This is a genomic window from Desulfatibacillum aliphaticivorans DSM 15576, from assembly GCF_000429905.1.
GTDB classification, from domain to species: Bacteria; Desulfobacterota; Desulfobacteria; order Desulfobacterales; family Desulfatibacillaceae; genus Desulfatibacillum; species Desulfatibacillum aliphaticivorans.
In genome coordinates, this window is the sequence record NZ_AUCT01000012.1 from 169,442 (window position 1) to 186,823 (window position 17,382).

The window sequence follows — 17,382 nt, forward strand, 5'->3', positions numbered from 1 at the left end:
TTTCCGCCCCTTCGTCAGTATAGTCAAAGTCTTTGTTAAAAGGGCATGCGCGTGGAACCGGAATTTATAAAGCGCTTGAACATGCAAACGGCTTGTCCCAAGAAAAAGACAGGAGAGACATTATGACTGACATAAAGAAAAAAAACGGAAAAAAGGCGGGCCTGATATTCTCCATCCTGGCCTTTGGATTGATTTTTCTGGCTGGCCAGAATGCCTGGGCGGGCTCCGGCTCCTTCATCAGCCAGACTTTAAAAGAGCAAAGCGCCAAACAGGGCAAAGGCCATGGCGGAGGACACGGAGGCGGAAGGCCGCCCCAGGCTCAGGCGCCTCACAAGCCGAATCACAACAATCGCCCAGGCGGCGGCAGCCAACATGTCGCCAACAACCGTCCCGGCAGCGGACATTCCGCGCCCCACAGGCCCCAGGTTAACAGGCCCCAGGCGCATAGGCCCCGTCCGGGCGGAAATTCCCACTACGCAAACAATCATCATAACAGGCCGCCCCAGGTGCAACACAGGCCCAAGCCCCAGGTGCATCATAGGCCGGTAAACCATCGCCCTGCGCCTCGTTACTATGGAAAACCGTCGCACAGGCATTATCCGGTGCACCATTCCCGGCATCCCAGGCATTACAGGACCATGCCCCGGGGATACATAAGCATCTCCTTTGGCGGAATCCCCTATTTTTATTACAGCGGGGTGTTTTACCAACGGGGCTCCAGCGGATTTTTCATGGTGGGCGCGCCCATCGGCGCCATTGTGTACTCCCTGCCCGTGGGCTATACCAGAGTGGTTCACAGCAACACGTACTACTACTGCTATGACGACGTGTATTACCGCAAGGTTCCTTCGGGATATCAGGTGGTGGATTCCCCGGCGGCGCCCGTCGCCGTTGCAGCGCCGGCTTTTGACCGGGGAGACTGGGTGCAAGTCACCGCCCCCAACCTGAACGTGCGGACCGGCCCGGGCTACGACTTCCCCATTAAGGATGTGGCGCCCCAATACTCCCAATTGGAAGTCATGGGCGGATCCACCGGCGGCTGGGTGTATGTGAGGATTTCAGGGGAAAATTTCGGTTGGGTGTCCACCGCCTACGTGGAATTGTTAAACACGCAGCCTTTAGGCTAAATTTTCGTTGCAATTTTTCGGGTCAGGCGGCCTCTTCCTCCTCCAACTCAACGTGGGGGATGATGCGCTGCCTGACCATTTCCGCCAACTCCCCGTCTTCCATATCCTTAAACTCCTCATAGGGAATTTCATCCAGGACCGTGACCCATATTTCGTGAGAGCCGTGAAAATTCATGCTGTTTTTAGGCAGGGCGTGGGTGGTGCCCCGCACGGCGATGGGCAGGATGGGCAGCTTCATTTTTTTAGCCAGAACAAAGGCGCCCGGCTTAAAGGCCTTGACCTTTCCCGTGGCGGAGCGGGTTCCTTCAGGAAAGAAAAACACCGAACTGCCCTCCGCAAGCCTTTCCTCGCAGGCTTCCATCATTTTTCGGATGCTGTCCCTGTCCCCGCGTATGAGCTTAACGTACCGGTTTAAAACCATGTTCCAGCCAATCAAGGGCACTTTAAAGATTTCGGCCTTGGACACCCATTTGAAGTGAAAAAACAGGCCGAAGCAAACCAGGATGTCAAGCTGGGACTGATGGTTGGAGGTCACCACATAGGTTTTTTGGGGGTTGATTTTTTCCTTGCCCAAAAAATGAACCTTCCAGGCCGGAACGACCATGACGTACAAATAGGCCCAAGCGCAAGTGTACAGATGGAGGATGACCAGCCTTTTGTCAAAGAGAACGGTCAGCAGCCACAGCAACAGAGCCCCGCAGAAGAAAAAAATGGAGGTTACAGCGATAAAGATCAGAAGTGCTATTGAAATCAACCTGTTAAACATTAATCCTCCTTGGTCGCCGGTGAAAGGTCATGGGTTCCACCCGTGGGAATAACGGAACGCAAAGAACGGCGCAATTTTTTTATCGAACGGACTAACAACCGGCTCATTTTTAACCGAAATATTAAAAACTCGTTCGCATATTTTTTTGCATATCACTAACCGCATTGACAGGCAAGGCGCGGCGCGTCATCAGGACGGCAAGGGTGGGATTCGGGGCGCCCCGGGAAAAACAAAACGGGCGAGCCGAAGCTCGCCCGATGAATTTTAAATCAAGAAAAAATTTGTAATTAAGGATGGTTAGACCTTGATGGCGGCCAGCATGCCTTTCAGGGCTTCGGCCAGAGAGACAAGCTCCTTGATGCGGTCTTCCATGGCGTGGGCGCCTTGGGTGTTGGATTCCATGGCGTCCTGAATGCCGGACAGGGCGTCCGTAACCTGCTCCACGCCTTGAAGCTCCTGGCGGCTGGTTGCGGCGATTTTCCGGGAGGAGCCCACGGCGGCGTCGATGTTTTGGGCCAGCTTGTTGATGGCCTGGACGGTGCGATTGTTCAGCCCCTCCCCTTCCTGGGCCGAAAGGGAGCACTTTTCCGCCGCTTTAATGGCCCTGTCAGCTGCGACCTGGATTTCCTTTAATATGGAGCGCACCTGCCGCGTGGCGCCCTTGGATTGCTCGGACAGGGTCTTGACTTCGGCCGCAACCACCTGGAAGCCCTTGCCGAACTCTCCGGCCTTGGCCGCCTCAATGGAGGCGTTGACCGACAGCAGCTCGGATTGATGGGCCACCTCGTCCACCATGTCGATGATTTCGGAAATGCGCACGGCCTGGGCGCTGAGATTGGCCACGCTCTCTCCCACTTCCACCACCTGTCTGGTTATGACGTCCACTCCGTCCCCCATGGCGTTGGTGGCGCTTTTTCCCTCTTCATAGGCCAAGGCCGTGGATTCGGCGGAGGCGACCACCTGATCGGCGTTCTCGGAAGAGGATTGCACGGCCTGCCTCAGTTCGGTGGAGGTAACGTTAATCTGGGTCACGGAGGCGGACGTCTCGGACGCGGTGGAGGAAAACTGGGTCGCCATGGTGGAAAGCTCCCGGGACGATTCCGTCAGGGAGTCGGCGCCTTCCCTCACCCGAATGACCACCCGCGCCAAAGCGTCGCAAATCGCATTGACGGCATCGGCCATTTGCCGTGTTTCGTCTTTGGTCTTTAAATCCAATCGCCTGTCCATGCCTCCGCGGGAAACCCGGTCCGAAAAGGCCACGATTTTCATCATGGGATTGACGATGGAGCGTCCTACGGCGAAAGCTATACTTACACCCGTCAAGGAAAAGAGGATAAAGGATATGATGAAGATCCTTTTTGTCAGGGAAGTCGCCCATTTTGCCAACCCTGCCAAACCGGCGCCGAAATTTTCCTTGGCGATGTTAAGCTCGTCAATGGTCTTTCTGATCTTGGCGGTAAGCTCCATGCGGATGTCATAGTCATCGGTGTAATAATACTGCCAGGCCAGATCAATAATCACTTCATCCAAATCCGAGGACCTTTGAGCCCACTTGACCATTTCCTGCACACTCCTGTTTCCCTTCAAATATCGAAACAGGTCCATGAGTTCACGGGCCTCATCCGGGTCCACCGTGCTTGTCAACCCGACTACGCTGCTAACCAGGTCGTCTTCCGTCCCCTCGTTGAACGCTTGCTCGGCTTTTGCGCAAACCAGGGAGACCGCCATACAGCTTTTCCTTAACCGTACAAATTCCTTGTAATCTTCCTCGCCGCCTAAATTGAGATAGCGCTCCAACTTTACAAAGGATTCGTAGTGCATAACCGTGTGATCGTGCAGCCCCTTCTCCATCCCCACCACCCTCTCCATCACGGATAGGGATACCAGGCCCATGATCATGACGAATGCAGAGGAAAGGACGCCGATGGCGTACAGGACAAACATTTTTTTATTGATGGAATCCGTGAGGGAAAAACGCATTAAAAAGACGCTCCTGTGCCGTTGACAAAAATGAGCCAGATCGAATAGATGCTCAGCCTATTCCGAACCGCAAACCACTTGAAAAACCCGTTGCAATAAAGGCCGGAAGCACAGTCATTGCGGATTAAGATTGTTGCAGATAGCTGGAATTGCAGGCATAATGAAAACTTCGGAAGTTAAATTATCAAATCTTAAGGAAACAAAAAAGGGAAATATACAACCAGAGAAAAAAACTCCGGAATTTAATAAAAAACGCGAGTTTTACCCTAGCAAAAATGACTTTTTTAACTGGAGATCTTTTTCATATTTCAAAGGCGGCCAGGGAAAAAGCTGGCAATCTATAAAACAACAACCGGCGGAGAGGCCCTCCTGCCGCATTCCTTTCCGCCGAAATGCGGCGCGCCGAGGCGCCTTGGCCCGAATGATTAAAAGATTTTACACCTTGATGTTTTCCACCAGTTTTTTCAGGGTTTCCGCCAGTTGCACCAACTCGCGGGAGCGCGACTCCATGAGTTTGGCGCCCGCCGTGTTCTGCTGGGTGGCGTCTTTGATGTCGGCCAGAGCATCCGTCACCTGGGACACCCCTTGAAGCTCCTGGCGGGCGGTGGAGGAGATTTTTTTGGTAAAGGCCACGGCGCCGTCAAAGCTGTCCGCCAGTCTGGACATGGAATCCGAAGCCTGTTCATTGAGATTCAGGCCGTGGTTAACTGCGGAGGCGCTTTGTTCAGCGGCTTTGGCGGCGGCTTCCGCGGCTTTTTGAATTTCCTTTAAAATGGAGCGAACCTGCCGCGTGGCGCCCTTGGATTGCTCGGACAAAGTTTTGACTTCCGCCGCAACCACCTGGAAGCCCTTGCCGAACTCTCCAGCCTTGGCCGCCTCAATGGAGGCGTTGACCGACAGCAGTTCGGATTGATGGGCCACTTCGTCCACCATATCGATGATTTCAGCGATGCGTACAGCCTGAGCGCTTAGTTTGGCGATGCGTTCCCCCACCTCCACCACTTCCAGGTTGATCAGGCTCATTCCGTGGCCCATTTCTTCGGTGGCTTTTTTGCCAATTTCGTAAATCGTAGCGGAATGCTCGGCGTAAGAGGCCACGGAATCGGCGTTTTCCGAAGAAGTCTGCACAGCCTGCTTAAGCTCCTGGGCCGTCACGTTGATCTCGGAAACCGACGCGGATGTCTCGGTGGCTGTCGTGGCGAACTGATTGGCCGTGGAGGAAAGGTCCTGGGCGGATTCCGTCAGGGTTTCCGCTCCGTTCATGATTTTCACGGCCAAATCACGCAAGGCCTCGCAAATGGCGTTGACGGCAATGGCCAGGTCGCGGGTTTCATCTTTGGTTTCCACTTCAAGACGCCGGTCGAATCCTCCTTTGGAAACCCTTTGAGAAAAACGGATGGCCTTGACTATGGGCTTTACAATGGAACGTCCCATGAAATAGGAGGCGGTCACGCTTAAAACCAGAAACAGGACAAAAGTCCCCACAAAAACCCTGCGCACCGTTTTTACGACCCAAGACTTAAATGCGCTGATCGCCTCGGTGAAATTCACTTTGGCTTTCACAAGGTTCTTGAGGGACTCGTCGATTTTCGGCTTCAGGCCGGCCCGATATTCCGGATCAGGATTGTTGCGGTACGCCTCCATGATCGCCATAAACCGGTCTTCCTGGGCCACGGTTTCTTTGGCTGCCTGTATCATGGCGGCCATCATGGGGTTGGACCTGAGCTTCATCCCCAACTCCACCGTATCCTTGCCTTCCTCCGTGCTCATGTTGTCAAGCAGCCGTCCCATACTGTCAATTTTTTTCCGAATCTCCTCAACCGAATAGCTGCCGTCCGCCATGCTGAACTGAAAGGCGACTCCCCTGACCCTGGCGCGGATTTCCTTAAACTTTTCGTAATCCTCCGGGTTCCCTTCGTACATGTAACGCTGCAAGTAATCCAGGGATTCGAAATGCATGGTGGTGTGCTGATGGAGGCCTTCCTGCAGGCCCATCATTTTCTCCATCACCTGTAAGACAACCAAGCCCACGCCCAGGATAAATACGGAAGCCATCACCCCGGTCAAGGCCAGCACGACAGTTTTTTTTCTAATGGAATCGTTCAAGGAAAAACGCATACGGCAAACACTCCTTTGGAGTCCGAAAAGGGCGCCCAAATATTCCTATGGCTCTTTGTTTAAAGCAGGCTTGGAATTTCCTGGATATCATAAAATAGAGATGTGACAAATGCAAAACGCACTATATCTTCCCTGGTCCCCCGCCCTGTAAAAGATATTACATCAATCTATAAAACCACCAAAAACGTGTTAGCTCAAGAGGCAAATTTTCAAGCCCGGATACACAAGAGCCTAAAACACATCTCATATTGGTAACTTTTTTTGATATTATTTGATATAATAGATCAGTTTACTATATTAAGTCTATATCTTTTACGTTTTTTTTTGAGATATTCCCCAATTAGAAGCCTCGTGCGTTTTTATTCAATTTTTGTTACCCAATCTCCAGAAAAGCCTAATTAGCCCTCTTCCACTCTAAGAGGAATATCCCACTTTTTCATGTATTTCCAGATAGAGGTGCGGCTTTTGCCCAAACGGCGGCCCGCTTCGGCCTTGTTCCAGCCGCTTTGCTCCAGGGCTTCCAATAGCCTCTCTTTGGTGATTGCCCCACGAAACTTCGGTCCGTCGTCGGACCAGGGGAGCGGCTCGGAGGCGGCCTCCCGTCTGATTTCATAAGGCAGGTCATCCAGGTCGATCTTCCCGGAAGACCTTAGGACAAAGGCGTGCTCCACGGCGTTTTCCAATTCCCGCACATTGCCGGGCCAGCTATATTCCAACAGCTTTCGCATGGCCTTGTCCGCAACCCCTTCCAGGTTTTTTCCCGTTTTGGCGTTTTCCTCCAGGCGAAAATGATCCACGAGCAAAGGAATGTCCCTCCTGCGCTCGCGCAAAGGCGGAATATGGATGGGGAAAACCTTTAGCCTATAATAAAGATCCTGACGAAAAACGCCTTCCTCCACCAAGGAAAGCAGGTTTTTGTGAGTGGCTGCAATCACCCGGATGTTGATCTTGCGGGAGATGGACTCCCCTACTCGCTCGATCTCCCTTTCCTGCAGCACCCTCAGCAGGCGGACCTGAACCGCCGGGGTGAGCTCTGCAATTTCGTCCAGAAAAATCGTACCGTCCATGGCCTGCTCAAACCGCCCCACCCTGTCCCGGATGGCGCCGGTGAAAGCGCCCTTCACATGCCCGAACAACTCGCTTTCCAAGAGGGTTTCCGAAAGGGCGGAGCAATTCACCGTTACCATGGGGCCTGTGGACCGGCTGCTGTGATAATGGATGGCGCCGGCCACCAACTCCTTGCCCGTGCCGGACTCGCCGGTGACCAAAACCGTGACGTCGCTGGCCGCAGCCGCCTTGATGGCGGTAAAAACCTCCATCATGCCCTGGCTCTTGCCCACAATATTGCCGAATTCATGCATCTCGCCCAGACGGCGGGCGGCCTCCTCCGCCTCCTCCCTGGCCCGCTTGATCTCCGTCAGGTCCGTGATGGTTTCCACAATGCCTTCCATCACCCCCTGTTCATTGAACACGGGGCGGGCGTTTTTGATCACGGCCACGTCGTGGCCGTTTTTATGCCGAAGGGCGCATTCCTTGCTCACACCCTTTTTGTATTTCCTGACCCCGCAATCCTTGAAGTTGGTGGGGCACCCCTGTTGTACGCATTGGTCAAACTGAAGCATCTGGCAGGTCATGCCCAGCGCTTCCTCCGACTTGTACCCGGAAATCTTCTCCATGGCCCGGTTCCACGAGGTGACGCGCCCCTGGGAGTCCATGGTGAAAACCCCTTCCGCCATGGAGTCCATGATCATATTGACAAAGCGCAGGTTCCAAATCTGATGATTTTCAGCGTTCAAAGCGTTCACTCCCTTTGTAAATTAACGCAAAGTAACGTTACTTGTTAACACAAGTAACGTTACCCGTCCAGTCAAGTTCGGATACAAAACCATGGGAAACCTCCTTCATAAACCACTATTTATGTTAAAATTCAATATATTATAAAAAAGCATAATATTTTCAACCCCCTTGGCGCCCCTCTTGCTCTATTATCAGGACGGGAGACAAAAAACCTTTTATCAGGAGAATAACTCCATGGAAATCAATGAAACGAGCTTTGGAAAAGTGACAGGCAAGGGCGTATCCCTTGTGGATTTTTACGCCACGTGGTGCGGCCCGTGCAAGGCCCAGGAGCCCATCATCAAGGAACTGGAAAAAAATTTCAGCGGCAGGGCGGTGGTGACCAAAATGGACGTGGACCAAAACCGGGATACGGCGGCCAAACTGGGCATCTCCAGCATCCCCACCGTGGTTGTGTTCAAGGACGGCAAGGAAGTGGAGCGCTTCATCGGCCTTCAGAACCAGCAGACATTGAGTGCGGCCCTGGAAAGCGCGTTGATTTAAAAAGCAGGACCGGAAGGAGGACAGTTATGGGAAAATGCACGAATCACCCTGACCGGGAAACAAGCTACATGTGTATGAAGAACGGAACCTACCTGTGTGAGGACTGCCTGAAGTGCATGAGCCCCAATGTCCACTGTAAATTCAGACCGTCCTGCCCCATTTGGTTTATGGATAAAAAGGGCGGAAAAGACATTGATACGGACGCAGCCTGAACAGGAGGAGCTCCATGTGGAAAATCCTGGCTAACATCAATAAAAATTTAATCTTTGCCATCCCAATCATGATGGTTCTGGGCTTTGTATTTGGAGTATTCGTCCAGGCCTCGTTTTTAAAATCCGCCATCATCCCATTGACCTTCCTCATGGTCTACCCCATGATGGTGAACCTGAAAATCAAAAAGGTCTTTGAAGGCGGCGACGTCAAGGCCCAGGTCATGACCCAGGTGGTCAACTTCGGCGTGATTCCCTTCGCAGCCTTCGGCCTGGGGCAATGGTTTTTTCCGGACCAGCCTTATATGGCTCTGGGACTGCTCCTTGCGGGCCTGGTCCCCACCAGCGGCATGACCATTTCGTGGACCGGGTTCGCCAACGGCAACGTGGCGGCCGCCGTCAAAATGACGGTCATCGGCCTGACGCTGGGATCCATAGCCACCCCCTTTTACGTCAAGGCCTTGATGGGCGCGGAACTGGAAGTGAACATCATGGCTGTGATGAAGCAAATCCTGTTCATTGTTTTTCTGCCCATGGCCGCCGGCTTTGTCACCCAACAGGCCTTAATCAGAAAGTACGGCCAGGAGCAGTTCCAGCAGCATTTGGCGCCGCGCTTTCCCGGCCTGTCCACCGCCGGGGTGCTGGGCATCGTCTTTGTGGCCATGGCGCTGAAAGCCAAGGCCATCGCCGCTTCCCCTGAAATGTTGGCATACATTTTGTTGCCGCTTGGCATACTTTATGCTATAAATTATTTACTGAGCACATTGTTAGGCAAGTGGCTCTTGCATGAAAAAGACGCAAAAGCCATGGTTTACGGGTCGGTGATGCGAAACCTTTCCATCGCCCTGGCCATTTCCATCAACGCCTTCGGCCCCCAGGGCTCCACAGCCGCTTTGGTGATTGCTGTGGCGTACATTATTCAGGTGCAGTCCGCCGCCTGGTACGTTAAATTTTCCGAGAACATTTTTTCCGCAGGCGGGAAAAGTCCTGAAAAGCCGGCTGTCGCGCCGGTCAAGCCCAGAAAAGGAGTCTCTACGGGTTGATTCGAAATGCCCTATTTTTTTTACGCCGGCCGCGCTCCCATTACGGGAGCCGCGGCAGCGGTGCGTTTAAGGCCCGCCCACGGATGGACCGGGCTATCAGGAGGGAAGTTGTAATATGAAATTTTTGGTAATTGGAGGGGACGCAGCGGGCATGAGCGCCGCAAGCAGGGCCAAAAGGCTCTCCCCGGACATGGAAGTCATTGTATTGGAAAAGACCGAGGACGTATCTTACAGCGCCTGCGGTATGCCTTACAATATCGGAGACGAGTCGCGGGACCTGGAGGACCTGGTGGTCCGCAAGGCCCAGGCGTTCAGAGACAAGCAGGGGATCAACCTGCTCACCGGGCATGAAGCCCTGGAGTTGGATCCCGGCAGCAGAGCCGTGCGAGGCAAAACTTTGCAGGGAGAGGAGTTTGAATACTATTACGACAAACTCCTTATCGCTACGGGCGGCTCAGCAATCATCCCCCAGGTGGAAGGCATGGACAGTCCCGGCGTATTGCCCTTGAAAAGCCTGGAACACGCCCGCAAAATCAAGTCCCTCATTACGAATTCCAAGGTTAAAAAAGCCGTCATTCTCGGCATGGGATACATCGGCCTGGAAATGTGCGAGGCCCTGACCGAGAGAGGCGTGGAAGTCTCCATGGTCAAGCCCAATCCCATGTTTCTGCCCTGGATGGACCGGGAGCTTGCAGACCGTCTCCAGCAGGAGGTGGAATCCCGCGGCGTAAAGCTGTATTTGGGCCAGGAATTGCAAAAGGTTGAGAACACCGGCTCAGGCCTTAAAGTCGTTTGCAACGACTTAACCCTGGATGCGGACCTGCTCATTCCCGCCATAGGGATTACGCCCAACAGCGAGTTCGCTTCCAAGGCCGGCCTGAAAACCAGCGTGGGCGATTCCATCGCCGTGGACAAAGGGCTGAAAACATCCGACGAGCACATCTACTCCGCCGGCGACTGCGCCGACGCCTATCACGTGGTTTCCGGCCAAAAAACCTGGATCCCCCTGGCCTTGTACGCCAACCGGGGCGGCTGGGCCGCGGCCGACAACGTGAACGGCAAAGGCGTGGAAGTGCCAGGCGTTGTGGGCTCCGCCGTGTTCAAGGTCTTTGACTTTGAAGCGGCCCGCACGGGCCTCAATATGCGCGAAGCGGAAAAAGCGGGCTTCGAGCCCGTAAGCGTCACCATCAAAACACGGTCCCGCGCCCACGGCCACCCGGGCAATACAACTCTCCGGGTGCATATGGTGGGCGACAAAAAATCAGGCCGTCTGCTCGGCATACAGATGGCGGGCCGAGACGGATGCGCCCATCGCATTAACACAGGCGCTGCAGCCTTGCACAATCACATGACCGTAGCGGATTTCAGCCGGATGGACCTGGCTTACGCCCCGCCTTTCGGCCCAGTTTGGGACCCCGTGCTGACGGCCGCCAACCAACTGGTGAAAAAACTGTAACTCTCAAGGAGAATTACGACATGGGGAAAATCTCCCGAAGATCGTTCATTAAAGGAAGCCTGGCGGCGGCCGGCGCCCTGAGCGTTTCCGCCGCCCCCCTGCCCGCTTCCGCAAAAGGAATAGGCCCCGGGGAACTGGCCACCATGCTGGACATCGGCAAATGCATTGGATGCGGCGCCTGCGTGGAAGCCTGCCGGGATAGCAACGAGCATAAATTTCCCGAGCCGGACAAACCCTTTCCCAAAATGTATCCTCCCAGGGTGAAGACCGCCGACTGGTCGGATAAACGGGATATTGACGACCGCCTGACCCCGTACAACTGGCTGTTCATCCAATACGCGGACGTGGAGATCAACGGAGAGCAAACCACCATCACCGTGCCTCGCCGTTGCATGCACTGCACCAACCCGCCCTGCGCCGACCTTTGCCCTTTTGGAGCCGCCAGAAAACTGAAAAACGGCATCACCCGGATTCACCCGGACATCTGCCTGGGCGGCGCCAAATGCAAACTGGTCTGTCCTTGGGATATCCCTGAACGCCAGACAGGCGTAGGCCCCTATTTGCAGGTGCTGCCCAACTTTGCGGGAAACGGCGTCATGTTCAAATGCGACCGCTGCTACGATCTGATCGAACAGGGGGAGCTGCCGGCCTGCATCGAGGCCTGCCCCGAGGACGTCCAGACAATAGGCCCCCGGGACGAGATCATCGCCGCGGCCTACGCCCGGGCCGAGGAAATCAACGGGTACGTATACGGCGATAAGGAGAACGGAGGAACCAACACCATTTACGTGTCTCCCGTTCCTTTTGACGTTTTGAACGAAGCCCTGGAAAAAGGCCCCGGCATGCCCCATATGGCGCCTGTGCCCGATTCCATGGCCCATGCAGACACTCTGGCGAAAGCCATGATTCTGGCCCCGATTGCCGGATTGGCGGCCGGATTCATCAAATTCACCGGAGGAGCCAAGCCCTCCAGCCAATCAAACAAAGAGGAGTCTTAATCATGGAAAAGACAGTTGCAACATGCAGCGCCGCACCGTCCAAGGCCATGGTCAGGCTCTATATAGCCGTCATTGCGGTTTTGGCTTTCACCGGCTTCGGCCAGATGCCCATTTTCAAACGGTACTACCTGGCGGACATTCCCGGGCTGGGATGGAGCGCGAATTTTTTCGTCACCCACGCCATCCACTACCTGGGCGCCAGCGTGCTGTTTTTCCTCATGGCTTATCATATCACGGGCTATTTTCTGGCCGGAAGGCATTCCTGCACCCTGACCAAATCGGGTTGGACCAGGGTGATTTTCCTGGCGGGCCTGACCGTCACGGGGATCTTTCGCGTTCTGAAAAATATGCCGGATATTTTGTTTTCCCCCAACTTCACCATGTTCATCGACTTCGCCCATCTGGGCTTTGCCATGCTCTTTTTATTTTCATGCTTGGGTTTTCTTATATTTCGGACAGGATGGCTTAAGGAGGTAACTCACAACTAAATCTTTATTTAGGGGAGGCTCTATGTACAGAAAACTAGGCTTTTTCGCACTGGCCGCTTGTTTGGCGATTGGGCTCGGACTTGCCCTTTCGGCCAGCGCAGCCACCGGGGATGGAAGAGAGGGTCCAAAGCCGCCGTTTGGGAACCCAAACTCGGCTAACAACACGGCGGACCACTCCAAATTCGAGGTTCTTCAAAAGGAGTTTAAGTCAGGCCCGGAAGTCACCAAGGCCTGCCTGAGCTGCCACAACGAAGCTGCGGAGCAGTTTCAGAAAACCATCCATTGGAAATGGTTGTGCCCGGCCGCCAAGCCCGAAGCCAAGCTCGGCAAAGCAGGGTACGTGGTAAACAACTTCTGCATCAACATCAATTCCAATGAACCGCGCTGTACGTCCTGCCACGCAGGCTACGGCTACAAAAACAAAGACTTCGACTTTTCCGTGCAGGAAAACGTGGACTGTCTGGTCTGCCACGAGCAAACCGGAACCTACAAAAAATTCCCCCCGGGCGCGGGCTATGTGGTCAAGGAGCCCACCATGTTTGGAGGGAAGGAATGGCTGCCCCCTGATTTTGCCAAGGTGGCGCAGTCCGTGGCCCTGCCCACCCGTAAGAATTGCGGAACCTGCCATTTTTACGGCGGCGGCGGCGAAGGGGTCAAGCACGGAGACCTGGACGCCAGCCTGTACAAACCAAAATGGGACCTGGACGTTCACATGAACGTTGACGGGGAAAACTTCACCTGCACCCGCTGCCACACCACAGTGCAGCACGCCGTTGCCGGACGGTGCTACAAGTCCACCCCGCTCACCGACCGCAGGAGCCTGCTGGATTCCGACCTCATCCACCGGATTACCTGCTATTCCTGCCATTCGGAAAAACCGCACAAAACCGACGCCAAGCTGAACGACCACACGGACAAGGTGTCTTGCCAGGCCTGCCACATTCCTGAATTCGCCAGGGAGCATTCCACCAAAATGTCCTGGGACTGGTCCACAGCCGGTAAAAAGAACGCCAAGGGCAAACCGTTGGTCATCGAAAAGGACGGACGCCATTCCTACAATGGCATGAAGGGGGATTTTGTCTGGAAGAAGAACGTGGTCCCGGAATACAAATGGTTTAACGGGAAACTGACCTACCTGACCCTGACGGACAAAATCGATCCGGCCCAGCAGCCCATAGAGATCAACAAGGCTCACGGCTCTTACGACGACCCGGACGCCCGCATCTTTCCGTTCAAGGTGCACAAAGGCAAACAGCCTTTCGACAAAGTGAACAACACCTTTGTGGTTCCCCACCTTTTCGGCAAGGATAAAAACGCCTACTGGAAGGGATACAACTGGGCCAACGCCATTCAAACGGGCATGGACTACACGGGTCTCCCCTACTCCGGCGAGTTCGATTTCATCAGCACGGAGTACATGTACCAGACCACCCACATGGTCGCACCCAAGGAGAAAGCCCTTTCCTGCGACGCCTGCCACGCTCCCCAGGGACGCCTGGCCAAGCTCACCGGCTTTTACCTGCCGGGCAGAGACGCCAACGGCTTCGTGGATTATATCGGATGGCTCATCGTCGTCGCCTCTTTACTCGGAGTCCTGTTCCACGGACTGGTTCGCATTGCCTCCACCGGCAATGGAAAGGAGGAATAAGATGAGTCAAGCGCCTATGAAAAAAATCTACCTGTATACGCGTTTTGAACGTTTCTGGCATTGGGCTCAGGCCGTGCTGATCCTATTCCTGCTCTTCACGGGCCTGGAAGTGCACGGGGTCTACAAAATCTTCGGATACGAAGAAGCCGTGGAGCTCCACAACCTGGCCGCCTGGACCTGGCTGATCCTGTACATCTTCATTATATTCTGGGAAGCCACCACCGGCGAATGGAAGCAATACATCCCCACCACCAGAAAGCTGGTGACTGTGGCCATGTATTACAGCATCGGCATTTTCCGGGGAGATCCCCATCCCGTGCCCAAGACGGAACGGGTCAAACACAACCCCCTGCAGCGCCTCACCTACCTGGGCATCGCCCTGGTTTTGGTACCGCTGCAAATCGTGACGGGGATTCTGTATTATTTCTATAACGACTGGGCCGTCCTGGGCATCCACATGAAGCTGGGAACCCTGGCGGCCGTGCATATGTTCGGGGCCTTGATGCTTTTGGCGTTCGTCATCGTCCATGTGTACATGACCACCACGGGCCACACCATCATGGCCCACATCAAGGCCATGATCTCGGGATGGGAGGAAGTTCCCGACACGCCGGACGAAAAAGAGGCATAGAACCAAGACAGCCGGAGGCGAAAGCCTCCGGCTGTTAAATTTTTACAAAAACCAATTTGTTCTCCCTGACTGCAACAGCGTTTGACGCAGCTGTCATCCCCCCAAAAACAATCCAATGGGAGGACGCCGGAGCTGGCGCCGGCCATTAAGCCTTACGTTTCTCTTCCTCGTCGTCGTCATATATTTTCATATCCGGGTACAGCTTCCTGGCGCAATCCGGGCAGATGCTATGGGTGAGGCCCTTGTTGGTCTTTTTTTCAATATAGCATTCCACCGCTTCCCAATATCCCTGGTCGTCCCGAATTTTCTTGCAACTGGCGCATATGGGAATCAGGCTGGTCAAATTTCTGATGTCTTCGTCAGCGGCCGCCAGTTCCAATTCCATGCGTTGGGCGTTTACGGCTATGAGCCCGCTCATTGTAAGCACACAGGCCAGAATGGAAATTATAAAACTGATCCCCTGTATGGCCCCGGCGGAAAAAAAGGTGGTGATATCCGGCTCCAGAAACGGCGTGGATACAGCCCTGAGCATGTACCATATTACCTGAAAGCCGAAAACTGTGTTAAGCAGGCTGTTGCTGCATTCATACTGAAGCCCCCCGCGCCGAATCAGCAGCATCAAGCACAGGAAAAGCAAGAAGCTGAGAATGAAAGAGATCCCGACAATGCGTGCAATCACGCTGGGCTGCCAATACGTATAATAAACCAGCATGGCCGCGCCCGCAGCCAATATAACGCCCGGCGGCCAGGACCTGCCTGGGAACTGCTTGAATTCACGCAACCCGTAATATATCAGCACGGGATAAGCCAGGATGATAGAGTTGGCGAGAATAATGGAAAGCCAGTCAGGGGCTATTTGGCGAAGGCTCATAAGGATCATTCCCAAGCCTACGAGGACAAACCCGGCGGTCCAGCTTTTAAAACCCGGATACGTAAGCCGGGACATGGAAAAATAGGCCATGATGGCCGCACAGGTGATATTGACCAGGCCGGCCGCCATGGACAGCGTTTGTATGTTCAAAAAAGCCTGCATGAATGATTACTGTTGCTCCTCAACGCCGAACAATCGATTAAGACGCCCCTAAAAATTGACCATTGATAACCTTATAATCTTGAAAGAATCTCTTATAAATCCCTTCCTGTCAACCAAATTGGCGGCTATGAAAAAAACTCCCTGGATGATTAAAGGGAGCAAGAGGCGGGGCCGCAAAATGGCGGAACGGCCGCGACGCAATATAAAAAGCCCGCGGATTGAGTCAACGATTCAATTCCGCGGGCTGAAAATTTCTTACGCCTGTTTTAAGGCCTAAGATTCATCCGTCAACCGCCACCAGAGACAATCCCAGGCGGCTTTCCAGAGCCTGGATTTTCTTGAGTTTGTCGTCATCCAACGCGGCCGGGGCGGTCTTGTGGCAAGAGAACGCCAGGACCGTTTTTCCCAGTTCAGTTTCCAGGGCTTGGATTTCCTTAAGATCTTTTTCTTCGAGGTTGGAAAGACTGCACAGCATAGGACGCCTCCTTGTTTAAGGTTACTCAAATGATGCTGACTAAATGATACAGACCCAATTGCGGGAGGGCAACGCTGGAAGTCTGACGGTCTAATGATAGGTAAAACCCGTCATTTTTCCAATGACAGAAGGTGAGATCGAAGGTTTGTGGAAGAGTTGGTCAGGCCAAGTTTGTCGCGCAGGTTGCGGCGGTGAAAACTGACGGTGGTAATGGATAGATAGAGCAGGTCTGCGATTTCCTTGGTGGATTTTCCCGCTTTGACCAGGGAGGCGATTTCAATCTCCCGGGGCGTGAGCACGGCTTCCAGGTTGGAAAGGCGGCGTAAAAAAGGCGAAGCGATTTCATTCAGCCCCGAAGAAATCAACTGGACTATCTGGTTGGCCTCCGGCCTAACCACAATATCCTGCAACCGTTCCACATTTGGCAGGACTGAATCCTTGAGATTCTGCAGGATGGTTTGCTCCATCTCCTGTATGTCTTCGTCACGCTGGCGCAGGACGGCGCGCAAGGCGGCGTTGGCTTCTTCCAGATGCAGGGTTTTTTGCCTGAGTTCCTCTTCCCGCTGTCGAAGCCGGCTTTCGGCTTCTTTCAGGGCGGTGATGTTTTCGTGACTGACCACAACCCGCAATGTATCGGAGCCCACGGCCCTGGCGGCCCGCATATAAAACCATCGCTTCTCATTGGGCGAGTGGCAGGGGTAATCCAGGACAAACTCCTCGACCTCTCCCTTTATGACTTTGCGGATGCCGGCCGCAACCTCCTTGGATTTTTCGGCGGATTCCCCCTGGGCCGCGTCGCAGACCTCCAGATAGTTCACGTTCAGCGTGTCAGGCCGTATGCTAATCTGGTTGGATTGCGCAAACCGCTCCCATGCCCGGTTGGTTTCCAGGATCATCCCCTTTTCGTCAATAATGGCCACATGCGCCGACAAGGAATTCAGGATGGTTTTGGCGTACTGCTGCGTCTCTTTAATGATGGTTTCGGCCTGTTTGGCGTCCATTTTCATTGCCTGCCCCGGATTGAAGTTGAACAAAAACCTTAACATTCCTGGGATATTTACGGCAATCTT

The 17,382-nt window shown here is 54.0% G+C and carries 16 protein-coding genes; 9 read left to right on the forward strand and 7 right to left on the reverse strand.

The features are described from left to right. The first annotated feature begins 122 nt into the window (after window positions 1-122). Window positions 123-1,127, forward strand: a complete 1,005-nt coding sequence (locus tag G491_RS33940) for a DUF6515 family protein (protein WP_051327254.1) — start codon at window positions 123-125, stop codon at window positions 1,125-1,127. A gap of 22 nt (window positions 1,128-1,149) precedes the next feature. On the opposite strand, the gene G491_RS0113635 is transcribed toward G491_RS33940, so the two are convergent. From G491_RS0113635 to G491_RS0113650, 4 genes are all read right to left on the reverse strand, one after another. Then, window positions 1,150-1,893 carry a lysophospholipid acyltransferase family protein gene (locus G491_RS0113635; RefSeq protein WP_028314991.1) on the reverse strand — a complete coding sequence of 248 codons (744 nt, stop codon included), beginning with the start codon at window positions 1,891-1,893 and terminating at the stop codon, window positions 1,150-1,152. Window positions 1,894-2,190: 297 nt separating this feature from the next. Continuing rightward, window positions 2,191-3,873, reverse strand: a complete 1,683-nt coding sequence (locus G491_RS0113640) for a methyl-accepting chemotaxis protein (protein ID WP_028314992.1) — start codon at window positions 3,871-3,873, stop codon at window positions 2,191-2,193. Between the two features lie 435 nt (window positions 3,874-4,308). Next, entirely contained in the window at window positions 4,309-5,991 is a 1,683-nt protein-coding gene (locus G491_RS30815; protein ID WP_035218829.1) for a methyl-accepting chemotaxis protein, read from the reverse strand. A 398-nt stretch (window positions 5,992-6,389) separates the two neighbouring features. Further along, on the reverse strand, window positions 6,390-7,787 hold the full coding sequence (locus G491_RS0113650) for a sigma-54 interaction domain-containing protein (protein ID WP_028314993.1): 1,398 nt from the start codon (window positions 7,785-7,787) through the stop codon (window positions 6,390-6,392). 235 nt (window positions 7,788-8,022) lie between these two features. Here G491_RS0113650 and trxA point away from each other — a divergent pair, with 235 nt between their 5' ends. From trxA to G491_RS0113695, 8 genes are all read left to right on the forward strand, one after another. Continuing rightward, window positions 8,023-8,331 carry a thioredoxin gene (gene trxA, locus G491_RS0113655; RefSeq protein WP_012610221.1) on the forward strand — a complete coding sequence of 103 codons (309 nt, stop codon included), beginning with the start codon at window positions 8,023-8,025 and terminating at the stop codon, window positions 8,329-8,331. Window positions 8,332-8,357: 26 nt separating this feature from the next. Next, complete coding sequence (locus G491_RS0113660) at window positions 8,358-8,543, forward strand: hypothetical protein (RefSeq protein ID WP_012610222.1); 186 nt, start codon at window positions 8,358-8,360, stop codon at window positions 8,541-8,543. Window positions 8,544-8,557: 14 nt separating this feature from the next. Beyond that, complete coding sequence (locus G491_RS0113665) at window positions 8,558-9,583, forward strand: arsenic resistance protein (RefSeq protein ID WP_012610223.1); 1,026 nt, start codon at window positions 8,558-8,560, stop codon at window positions 9,581-9,583. A gap of 115 nt (window positions 9,584-9,698) precedes the next feature. Further along, window positions 9,699-11,039, forward strand: coding sequence for an FAD-dependent oxidoreductase (locus tag G491_RS0113675; protein ID WP_028314994.1), 1,341 nt, complete (start codon window positions 9,699-9,701; stop codon window positions 11,037-11,039). A 20-nt stretch (window positions 11,040-11,059) separates the two neighbouring features. After that, on the forward strand, window positions 11,060-12,037 hold the full coding sequence (locus tag G491_RS0113680; RefSeq protein WP_028314995.1) for a 4Fe-4S dicluster domain-containing protein: 978 nt from the start codon (window positions 11,060-11,062) through the stop codon (window positions 12,035-12,037). Between the two features lie 2 nt (window positions 12,038-12,039). Next, window positions 12,040-12,525 (forward strand): hypothetical protein, encoded by a 486-nt coding sequence (locus tag G491_RS0113685; RefSeq protein WP_028314996.1) that lies wholly within the window; start codon window positions 12,040-12,042, stop codon window positions 12,523-12,525. Between the two features lie 22 nt (window positions 12,526-12,547). Beyond that, entirely contained in the window at window positions 12,548-14,173 is a 1,626-nt protein-coding gene (locus tag G491_RS0113690; protein WP_028314997.1) for a tetrathionate reductase family octaheme c-type cytochrome, read from the forward strand. A 1-nt stretch (window position 14,174) separates the two neighbouring features. Further along, entirely contained in the window at window positions 14,175-14,804 is a 630-nt protein-coding gene (locus tag G491_RS0113695; protein ID WP_012610228.1) for a cytochrome b/b6 domain-containing protein, read from the forward strand. A 145-nt stretch (window positions 14,805-14,949) separates the two neighbouring features. Here G491_RS0113695 and G491_RS33945 read toward each other — a convergent pair whose 3' ends face one another. The 3 genes from G491_RS33945 to G491_RS0113715 all read right to left on the reverse strand — a co-directional run bounded on the left by G491_RS33945 (window position 14,950) and on the right by G491_RS0113715 (window position 17,319). Then, entirely contained in the window at window positions 14,950-15,825 is an 876-nt protein-coding gene (locus G491_RS33945) for a hypothetical protein (protein ID WP_169829435.1), read from the reverse strand. Between the two features lie 292 nt (window positions 15,826-16,117). Beyond that, the gene (locus tag G491_RS0113710; protein ID WP_028314999.1) at window positions 16,118-16,312 is read right to left on the reverse strand and encodes a hypothetical protein; all 195 of its coding nucleotides are present in this window, start codon (window positions 16,310-16,312) and stop codon (window positions 16,118-16,120) included. A 110-nt stretch (window positions 16,313-16,422) separates the two neighbouring features. Next, window positions 16,423-17,319 (reverse strand): helix-turn-helix domain-containing protein, encoded by an 897-nt coding sequence (locus G491_RS0113715; protein WP_248635393.1) that lies wholly within the window; start codon window positions 17,317-17,319, stop codon window positions 16,423-16,425. Window positions 17,320-17,382: the final 63 nt, after the last annotated feature.